At 40.5% G+C, this 10,195-nt stretch carries 7 protein-coding genes and 1 pseudogene; 6 read left to right on the top strand and 2 right to left on the bottom strand.

The window, feature by feature from the left end; translation table 11 throughout:
- Positions 1 to 497: 497 nt before the first annotated feature.
- The 6 genes from QNK26_RS17385 (at position 498) to QNK26_RS17360 (ending at position 7,729) form a co-directional block, all read left to right on the top strand.
- Complete coding sequence (locus tag QNK26_RS17385) at positions 498 to 896, top strand: hypothetical protein (RefSeq protein ID WP_319225275.1); 399 nt, start codon at positions 498 to 500, stop codon at positions 894 to 896.
- Between the two features lie 61 nt (positions 897 to 957).
- Positions 958 to 1,446 carry a hypothetical protein gene (locus tag QNK26_RS17380; protein ID WP_319225273.1) on the top strand — a complete coding sequence of 163 codons (489 nt, stop codon included), beginning with the start codon at positions 958 to 960 and terminating at the stop codon, positions 1,444 to 1,446.
- A gap of 58 nt (positions 1,447 to 1,504) precedes the next feature.
- On the top strand, positions 1,505 to 2,905 hold the full coding sequence (locus QNK26_RS17375; protein WP_319225272.1) for a TolC family protein: 1,401 nt from the start codon (positions 1,505 to 1,507) through the stop codon (positions 2,903 to 2,905).
- The gene (locus QNK26_RS17370; RefSeq protein ID WP_319225271.1) at positions 2,892 to 4,103 is read left to right on the top strand and encodes an efflux RND transporter periplasmic adaptor subunit; all 1,212 of its coding nucleotides are present in this window, start codon (positions 2,892 to 2,894) and stop codon (positions 4,101 to 4,103) included. The genes QNK26_RS17375 and QNK26_RS17370 overlap by 14 nt, the downstream gene beginning before the upstream one ends.
- Positions 4,104 to 4,106: 3 nt before the next feature.
- Positions 4,107 to 7,256 (top strand): efflux RND transporter permease subunit, encoded by a 3,150-nt coding sequence (locus tag QNK26_RS17365; protein WP_319225269.1) that lies wholly within the window; start codon positions 4,107 to 4,109, stop codon positions 7,254 to 7,256.
- Positions 7,257 to 7,351: 95 nt separating this feature from the next.
- The gene (locus QNK26_RS17360; RefSeq protein ID WP_319225267.1) at positions 7,352 to 7,729 is read left to right on the top strand and encodes a hypothetical protein; all 378 of its coding nucleotides are present in this window, start codon (positions 7,352 to 7,354) and stop codon (positions 7,727 to 7,729) included.
- Positions 7,730 to 7,769: 40 nt separating this feature from the next.
- On the opposite strand, the gene leuA is transcribed toward QNK26_RS17360, so the two are convergent.
- Both leuA and QNK26_RS17350 read right to left on the bottom strand, forming a co-directional pair.
- Positions 7,770 to 9,440: a 2-isopropylmalate synthase gene (gene leuA / locus QNK26_RS17355; protein ID WP_319225265.1), complete on the bottom strand. Its 1,671-nt coding sequence runs from the start codon at positions 9,438 to 9,440 to the stop codon at positions 7,770 to 7,772.
- 344 nt (positions 9,441 to 9,784) lie between these two features.
- A pseudogene (locus QNK26_RS17350) lies at positions 9,785 to 10,195 on the bottom strand (GTP-binding protein); the annotation flags it as partial.

Raw genomic sequence — 10,195 nt, 5'->3', positions numbered from 1 at the left:
ACAAACCGAAGTTTGTTGTTTATAAAACCAAATCTTTCGATTTAATTTAATGTTCACAATTACATTGATATAATTTTTGGTCATTATATCTCTGCAAGTGCTCACACAGATTGCTTGAATAAATTGTTAAAGAGCATTGACCTTGACGTCTTGCGCCGTAGTCAGGCTGCGTATTCTACGCAAACCGATTTTTAAGTCAAGCACATTTTTATGCTTTACTCAGGAAGTTTAAAAAGTAACCGAAGTTGCCTTACAACACCTTACTTAGCGGCTATCGCCGTGTCAGTGAGGTCGAATTATAGAGATCTAGCCCTCCATGGCAAGCGTTTTTTTAGCTAAACGAAACTAGAACGCATGACTGTTCACAGAACAATCAAAAAGTTCACATCACCAACCAGTTTGTTCGATAAATAACATGCAACCTATACTCATAATAGCTATCCCTCATTATATCTATTATTTTAGTGGCCTACATTTTAGCCCACAGTGAAATTATCATGTCTTTACCGATCGAATATAGCCGTTTAAACCTACAGACATTAACAAAAACTAAACGTCAGCGACAATACAAAGCACAATTACTGATTATACGTCATGGTGAGATCAATATTCGCTTAGGTAAAACCCTACTCACTCTAAAGCAATCACAATCCGCATGGTTACCGCATGACTGTCTGTATGCTATTGAATCGATCACAACATGTCAGATTGATGTACTCACATTTTCGGCTCGGGTTACCGCAGCATTACCGACCAACTTGTGCCAATGCACAACGTCGCCACTATTACCGGTATTAATGGATGAGCTAATGAATATGGATACCAACACAACGGCCGCGCAGCACTTATTGAAAGTATGCCTAGATCAAGTACATAAATTAACAGAACGAAATTAAGCTTATATTCTTTTATGGGTAAAATTGCGTATAATTAATTTTTCCATTAGTTAAAGTCATTATGTTTATTTTTAAATGCGAAGGTTTTAATCAAGAGCAAGCAACGATTCAAGTAGCATCGTTACTGTGGACTGAATCCGGCGAAGTTAGCTTTAAGGCGACTGATGATAGCTTTGCTTGTTTGTTACTTACTCAATGTAAAAGTGACAGTGGTGGTTTCTTCAATTTACTTGCCGGTTGTAAACCACAACTCGTTGAGCAATGGCTAGAATACCTAGAAGAGAAAAAATTAATTAAAAAGGTAACATTGCAACAAATCGATTATAAAGAATCAGACTATCCAATAATGCTTGCCTTTAATGATGAAAGTGCCAGTACATTACTTGATATGTTATACAAAATTGGTAACTTCAATCGCTTACAAGTCTCTCGCTATTTAAAAAATAGAAACAACATTACCTATTTATCCACTAAATACGACAAAGCAGATTTACAACGCTATCTACAACTCGGTAAAGCGATAAACTTTATTCTAAAACTAAAAAAGTGATAATTAAGCTTTACTAATAAATGTGACCTCTCGACATTAAAATTAGGAACGATTTTTCATGCGGCAGATAATCTACTTTATTTTGGCAGTTAACTTATCAGGGTGCAGTATTTTTACCCCGCCAATCGAGATCGTTGCAGATAAATTACCGAAGCCAGCACAATGGAGTACAGTCCATCTTCATTCAGATATCAAAACATCATGGCAAGGTATCACAGCCTATCCACAGTTGACCCAATATATACAAGAAGCCCTAGCGAATAATCCACAACTCATCACCGAGCAATATAATATTGATATAGCCGTCGCCTTAGTAAAACAAACTAAAGCAGGGCAGTCACCTAAAATTGATGCTTACCTTGCTACTGGCCGTCAAAATAATAATCAGAATACGAGCAACAGTAATTCTATTAATATTGATGCTGCTTGGGAGATTGATTACCTTGGTAAACTAGACGATCTTGCCAAGGCTGCAGCACTCGACGCCAAGCAAGCAATCCTCAATTATAAACAGCGGCAATCAAATACCATTGCCCTCATCGGTCAACAATGGTTTGATCTTATCTTCTACCAGCAGCAGTTGGCATTAATCAGTAAGCGCCAACAAAACTTACAGCAAAATTTAGATATTATTGAAAGTGGCTACGATCAAGGTTTAAAGCAACCTCTCGATGTCTACCTTGCTCGCGCCGATTTAGCCAGAGCACAAGCCGCAAAACAAGAAAACGTAGAAACATTAAAAAATGCACAACGCCAATTAGAATTATCATTAGGTCGTTACCCCGCCGCCCATATTCGCGCGAATGGTGATTTAGCCTTTAGCGCAAAGCCGGTACCCTCTGGTTTACCCTCAGAATTAATTCAGCGTCGATTCGATATTCAACAAGTTATGCTAGCGCTTACAGCAGAAAACTATCGTGTAGCCCATGCTTATAAAAATAGATTTCCAAGTTTATCGCTTTCTTTATCTGGCGGCAGCAGCAGCCCTGAATTGAGTAATTTATTACAACCAGATAGCTTGGTATGGTCATTTTTTGCTAATGCATCAGCATCTATCTTTGATGCCGGCGCATTGACAGCAAAACAAGCGCAACAAACAGCAAAAACACAGCAAGCGGCAATATCGGTCACCGAGGTTACCTTGCAAGCCTTCAGTGAAGTTGAAACCGCACTGGCTACAGAGGTTACACTCGCAAAAAGAGAATTACGGCAACAAGATGCAGAATACTACTTTAGTGTCGCTGAGCAGTTGGCATTTGAACAATATATTGCCGGGTTAACGGATTATATAACCGTGCTGGAATCACAACGTAGTGCCTTTGATGCACAAACCTCATTACTGTCGATAAAAAATACTCGAATTCAAAATCGCATCAAACTATTACTCGCACTAGGCGGTGATATTCCGACCTCACTGACGGTTAACCCAGAAAAGGAACTCTCACGTGTCAACGAATAAGCCATTAACTAAATTTGAAACGCTATTTCGCTATGTGTTACCGCTATTAGTCGTAGTCATCACGGTATTTATCATCCAAGTGATCACATCCACGAGTCCAACACCCGAGAAAAGATCGCAAGTGGCAGATAATCAATTAACCGTTGAAGTGATTGCCATAACAGCAAGTGATTTTCAGGTTACGCTCAAAACCAACGGTATTATTCAACCCCGTAGCCAAGCTGGTATTGCCAGCCAAGTATCGGGTACGGTCACTAAGGTTTCACCTGAATTTATCTCTGGCGGATTTTTTAATGCTGGCGATACTTTACTTTCTGTTGATGATCGTGATTATATCATCGCAGTAAAAATAGCAGCAGCCGCGCTAATCGAAGCTAAATTAACACTCACTGAAGAGCAAGCAAAAAGTAAACAAGCGCAACGAGATTGGCTGCGACTTAGCCGAAAAGGAGAGCCCAATGATCTGGTATTAAGAAAACCACAATTAGCCTCTGCTAATGCTTCACTTGCTTCCGCACAAGCACAACTAGAGCAAGCCCAACTCAACCTACAACGCACTAAAATTACAGCCCCTTACGCTGGTAGAGTATTAACAAAGCATGCAGATATTGGTCAATTCGTGACTATCGGTACCGTATTAGCAGATATTTATGCAACGGATCAGGTTGAAGTTCGTCTCCCGCTTAATAGCCAACAACAAAACTACATTCAGCTTCCTGAACAATTTAAACAAAACAGTAATTCATATTACCCGCCAGTCAATATCACCGCTCAATTTGGTAATAAGGGTTATCGCTGGTCAGGGAAATTAACCCGGACAGAAGGAGCTTTAGATACAAAAAGCCGTCAACTTTATACCGTTGCAACAATAGAAAACCCTTATGGTCGAGATAACCGTAATAAACCAGCATTAAAGATAGGTCAGTTTGTGAGTGCTGAAATAGCAGGTAATGTACTCCACAATATCTTTATTCTGCCAACAACCAGCGTTTATGAAGGTGACCAGGTCATTGTATTTAAGGACGGTCAACTCAATCGCAAAGATATAAATGTGATTTGGCGTGATAGCCGAAATACCATTGTTGATGCTGGCGTTTATACTGGTGAATTATTAGTAACCACGCCTTTAAACTCTGTGGTATCCGGTAGGAAAGCTCGATTAACGTCAAGCTCAAGTAAACTAAGCAAGAGTAACTAATCGATGCATAATTTAATTGCTTGGTTTACCCGTAATCACGTAGCTGCCAATCTACTCATGGTATTAATCCTCGGAGCCGGTTTTTTTACCCTTAAATACCGGGTTAATTTAGAAGTTTTTCCCGATGTCACCATCGATATGATCAATATTAGTATCGCCCTGCCCGGCGCAACGCCAGATGAAGCAGAAGAAAGTTTAGCCATTCCGATTGAAGAAGCTATTCTCGATATTGAAGGCATTGATAAGATAACGTCACGCTCAACTGAAGGTAGCTCAACGATCAGTGTTGAAGTCGACGCCAAATATGATGAATATCTATTAAAAGATGAAATAAAGAATCGGGTGGATGCGCTAAACACTTTACCCACAAGCGCAGAGAAACCAATTATTAGCCAGCCGACATCAAGCAGAGAAGTGATCAGTGTAATGATTTCCGGCGAATTAAGTGAAAAAGAATTACGTCTGCTTGGCGAACAAACCCGTGATAGGTTATTGAGTGAAAATAACATCACCCAAGTCACGCTTGAATCTGTTCGTCCTTATGAAATATCAATTGAAGTATCCGAGCAAACTTTACGTCAATACAACCTCACCATGGATGAAATAGCATCGGCGATTAATGCCAATTCAGTGGATTTAAGCGGGGGGAGTATTAATACCCCGTCCGGTGAGATCTTATTACGCAGTAAAGGCCAAGCTTATGTTGGTAGTGAATACGCCGATATCATGGTTCGCAGTGAACCTGATGGCACACGCCTTATGCTAAAAGATATTGCCAGTATCAAAGATGATTTTGAAGAAACTCCGATCATCACCCGCTTTAATGGTAAACCTGCAGTCATCATTGAAGTCTATCGCGTCGGGTCACAAAGCGCGATCACTATCGCCGATACAGTAAAAGCCTTTATTATCGCGCAACAGCCATTAATGCCAGCAGGAGTGAAAATGAATTACTGGCGCGATGATTCTAAGATCGTAAAATCACGTATTAATACCCTCAGTACCAGTGCGCTCCAAGGTGGTATCTTAGTCGCCATCATGCTCACGCTATTCTTACGTCCAGCCATCGCATTCTGGGTAACTGTTGGTATTCCCGTCAGCTTTATGGGGGGGGCGATATTTATGCCAGAAATGGACATATCCATCAATATCATCTCATTATTCGCTTTCATTATGGTGCTCGGTATTTTAGTCGATGATGCCATTGTTACCGGTGAAAATGTCTATACTCATCTAAAACGTGGCGAACCACCAGAAAGAGCCGCTATCATAGGCACACAAGAAGTCTCTAAACCTGTCACCTTTGGTATTTTAACCACCATCGCCGCTTTTATTCCACTGACGTTGATTGAAGGTGCACGGGGCGATATTTTTGCGCAAATACCCGCCATTGTGATACCGGTATTACTGTTTTCATTAATAGAATCAAAGTTAATTTTACCAGCACACTTAAAGCATATCCGTATGCAAGATAGTAACAAAAACAGCTTCTTACGTTGGCAAGAAAATTTCGCAAATAACTTTGAAAAAGCCATTATTCGCTATTATCGACCAGTATTATCTGCCGTGTTAGCACGCCGCTATCTATCATTATCCTTAGCACTCTCAGTGATGCTCATCGTCTTAACGTTAGTCTCATCAGGTTGGGTACGCTTTATTTTTTTCCCACGGATCCCGAGTGAAATAGCAAAAGGCGTTATAGTCATGCCTACAGGCACTGATATTGCGATAACCGATAAATACGTGCAAAAAATGTTGGACTCAGCATTACTACTGCAGAAGAAATATACCGATACGGATACCAATAAAAGTGTTATCAAAGATATTTTCGCCACCGTAGGTTCAAGCGGCGGTAACAGCGCTGGTCAATCGCATCGTGGCCGCGTAATATTCCAGGTTCAATCAGAAGAAGAGCGCGTTATTGATATTAGCGTGGCATCTTTAGTCAAAGAATGGCGAGTATTAATCGGCCTTGTACCAGGCGCGCAAAGCCTGACATTTAAAGCAGAAACAGGCCACAGTGGTTCCCCGTTAGATATACAACTCACCGCGCAGAGTTATGACTCGTTACGAATCGTGGCTGATAACATAAAGCATAAATTAGCAGAGTATCCATCCGTCTTCGATATCGAGGACAGTATTGCCAAAGGTAAAACAGAATTACAGTTGGCAATAAAACCAGAGGCGCAAGCGTTAGGGCTCAGTTTATCGGATCTAGCCCAGCAGGTAAGGCAGGCCTTTTATGGTGAACAAGTACAACGGATACAGCGTGGTAAAGATGACGTAAAAGTATTTATCCGCTATCCAGAGAATGAACGCCAGTCTATTTATAATTTAAATAACATGATGATCAGAACTCCGGCTGGTGATGAGATCCCTTTTCTTGAAGTAGCGGAAGTCATCGTTGGCACCAGTCCATCGACAATTATTCGTATTGATCGACAGCGAACGCTTAACATCACCGCTGATTTAAATAAAGAAACAGGTAATTTAGGGTTATTAAAACAAGACTTAACCAGCTATTTGGATCAAGTCATGCTGCAATACCCTAGCGTCAGTTACTCGCTTGAAGGTGAAGCCAAAGAGCAAGATGAATCTTTTTCTAGCTTAAAAATCGGGCTTGTTTTTGTGTTATTTGCAATTTATGCCTTACTTGCTATCCCATTTCGCTCTTATACCCAACCATTAATCGTCATGTCAGTGATCCCCTTTGGGGCAATTGGCGCCATCTTAGGTCATATCATCATGGGTAATCCACTGACATTAATGAGCATACTAGGCATGCTGGCGCTAACAGGAGTAGTGGTAAATGATTCCTTAGTATTAGTCGACTATATTAATAGACAACGCGCTGACGGAGTGCCGCTTTCAGAAGCAGTAAGAGATGCCGGAGTCGCACGCTTTAGAGCTGTGATGTTAACCTCTATTACGACGTTTGTGGGCTTGATACCACTGCTATTTGAAACCAGTATCCAAGCTCAATTCCTTATTCCTATGGCAATATCATTAGGGTTCGGGATCTTATTTGCGACGGTGATAACCTTATTTATCGTCCCGATTAATTACTTATTATTAGAAGATTTAGGGCGTTTAGTTACATGGCTAAAACACCTCTATCGTCGACGTCCAAATAGTGCAATAAACAAAGTATGAAAATAGAAACCTGAAAAAATAGCCACTAATGTTAATCAAGTGTTAACATCAGTGGCAGTCAAGACAATAAAAATGACACAAGGAAGTGGTGTTTTATGAATAAGTTATTTGCATTTATTATGCTAAGCACTGGTCTATACGGATGTCAGTCAACACAGAATTATAAGTATCAGCCAACTAAATTAGATAATATGACGATCGTTCGTTATCAAAAAATGGCAGATAACCATCACCATCTAAAATTTGATCGTTATAGCTCAATATTGACGGTAACATATCGGCTACCAGCAACAAATTTGCTCTGGCAACAAAAACACATAGAGAAGCAAACCCATAAAACACTATGTGAAGATAAAAAAAGCAGCATTTATAGATTAGCGCATGAGGATAACATTGGAGTGACGTTTATTTATAAAGGCCAAGGCGGTAAAACCTTAGGCCCTTGGGCGGCAGATATTTGTAAAACAAGTTAAGCCTTCGCTATGGGTATCACTCATGTCATACCCGCGCTTATCATGCTACGGAAAAACGTTTAATCGAGACCAACTGATTAACCGCATTTAATAATGCCGTCAATGACGCAGTCAAAATATCATTGTGGATCGCGACACCAATAACCAATTCAGTCGCGGTCTTAATTTGTAAATAAGCAATTGCATCAGCATCCGTGCCTTTGCTTAATGCGTGTTCACTAAAGTTAATCACTTCAAATTCGATATTAAAATGCTGTTTTAATGCTGCGATAAAGGCGGTTAGCGCACCATATCCTTCACCTATCACGCTCACACTGTTACCATCATTTGCTAGTTGCGCCTGTATCTTATCAATCTCACCATGATTCACATTGTAATCCGCTAACTGATATGTGTGTTCTGTATGGCTATAAGTCGATTTAAACAGCTGCCATATTTGCGGGGTCATTAACTCACAGGCTGTCATTTCAGAGTGCTGCTGTACCACTGCTGAAAATTCAATTTGTAACCAACGCGGTAACTGCACTCCATATTCTTGCTCAAGCAAATATGCAATACCGCCTTTGCCTGATTGGCTATTTACTCGGATAACATGCTTTAAGGTTCGATTTAAATCTGTAGGGTCAATAGGTAGATAAGCCACATTCCAAGTACTTTCAGGCTCTCGACGGTCTAAACATTTCTTAATCGCATCCTGATGACTACCAGAAAAAGCGGTGTACACCAATTCTCCAACATAAGGGTGACGAGGATGAACCGGTAACTGGGTACATTCAGAAATAGTCGCAATAATATTATCAATATCACCCAAGTGAAGTTCAGGATCAACACCTTGACTATACAGGTTCATCGCCATGGTAATAATATCCATATTACCCGTACGCTCACCATTACCAAGCAAAGTACCTTCAACACGATCTGCGCCAGCCATTACCGCAAGCTCCGCAGCAGCGACAGCACAACCACGATCGTTGTGAGTATGCACACTAACTGTAATAGCGTCTCGGTTCTGCACATGGTTACAAAACCATTCGACCTGATCTGCAAACACGTTCGGAGTCGACATTTCTACAGTCGCCGGTAAATTAATGATCACCGGTTCCGCGAAGGTCGGCTGCCAAACGGCATTAACCGCATCACAGATATCAACGGCAAAATCCAGCTCTGTACCCGAAAAACTTTCAGGAGAATATTCAAACTGCCAGCGCGGACCAGAGTTAGCGTCGGCATGCTGTTTAACCCAAGTTGCACCTTGTACTGCGATATCAATAATACCTTGGCGATCTTTTTGAAATACCAGCTCTCTTTGCACCGTCGAGGTTGAATTATAAACATGAATAATCGCCTGTTTAACACCTTTTAACGCCGCAAAGGTTTTTTCGATAAGACTTTCACGGGCTTGGGTTAATACTTGAATCGTAACGTCATCCGGGATCTTATTTTCTTCAATTAACCAACGGACAAAATCAAAATCCATCTGAGATGCGGCGGGAAAGCCAACTTCGATCTGTTTAAAACCCATCGCTAATAATAATTGATAATAACGACGCTTTTGCGCAATCGTCATTGGATCAACCAATGCCTGGTTACCATCACGTAAATCAACGCTACACCATTGCGGTGCTTGCATTATCCTGTTATCTGGCCATTGACGATTAGGCATATTTAGGACGGGAAAAGCTTGGTATTTATTATGGTTAAATGTGGTCATGTTAAGATCCTTTTACGTATTTACAATTACATCATCACTGATGAATTAGCGGTCATCGCGCGTGGTAAAACCAGCAACTAAGCACCACATTCAAGGCTTAGTTGCTGTATCGAAGTCGCATACATAATAAAGATTTAATTTGTTTATTCACCATCATCTACACCAAATATTTAATTACCCAAAATCTATAATTAAAGTATACGAAAAAAGCAGCAGACAATGATTGTTTTGTTGGCATGAATTATACGATGCATAGCAATCTATAACTAAAATATAGATTAATTCAGCTATATATAACTAACTTTAATTTTAAATCTGCAATTTAAAATTCATATTCAGCTATGTTATCCTCCTAAGAGAGAATCGCATAATGCCTCCTCCAATTGTTGCCAAGGTAACTCAAGCATACTAATGATCTCGATTTTACTCGTCTCGAGTGTACTTATCGGCGTAAAATCACATTCGCCATTAACGCTGTTTATCGCAAAACAACCTTGTTCAGTCTTAATCGCCGCTTTCAAGCGCACTACTTCTAGCGGTTCTAGCAGCGTAGCAAGCGCCATCAAATTAAATACTTGGTGTTGGTTGAAGATCCAACCATAACTAAATAGATCTTGCCCTTCACCATGATGACGCTCAAAACGTAGATCAGCATGGAGTGCCAATGCCTCTTTTTCATGATGGTGATGATGACTATGTTTTAGGTGTGCAGATAAATGCTGAGAACGACGTTGATGCTCAAGTGGCAATGCCAG

The organism is Moritella sp. (assembly GCF_033791185.1).
GTDB lineage: Bacteria > Pseudomonadota > Gammaproteobacteria > Enterobacterales > Moritellaceae > Moritella.
This window is presented reverse-complemented; position numbering and strand designations above follow the sequence as displayed.

Coding starts and splice junctions, on each gene's coding strand:
- QNK26_RS17360 (WP_319225267.1), top strand. CDS start 7,352: ATGAATAAGTTATTTGCATTTATTATGCTAAGCACTGGTCTATACGGA.
- leuA (WP_319225265.1), bottom strand. CDS start 9,440: ATGACCACATTTAACCATAATAAATACCAAGCTTTTCCCGTCCTAAAT.
- QNK26_RS17375 (WP_319225272.1), top strand. CDS start 1,505: ATGCGGCAGATAATCTACTTTATTTTGGCAGTTAACTTATCAGGGTGC.
- QNK26_RS17385 (WP_319225275.1), top strand. CDS start 498: ATGTCTTTACCGATCGAATATAGCCGTTTAAACCTACAGACATTAACA.
- QNK26_RS17365 (WP_319225269.1), top strand. CDS start 4,107: ATGCATAATTTAATTGCTTGGTTTACCCGTAATCACGTAGCTGCCAAT.
- QNK26_RS17380 (WP_319225273.1), top strand. CDS start 958: ATGTTTATTTTTAAATGCGAAGGTTTTAATCAAGAGCAAGCAACGATT.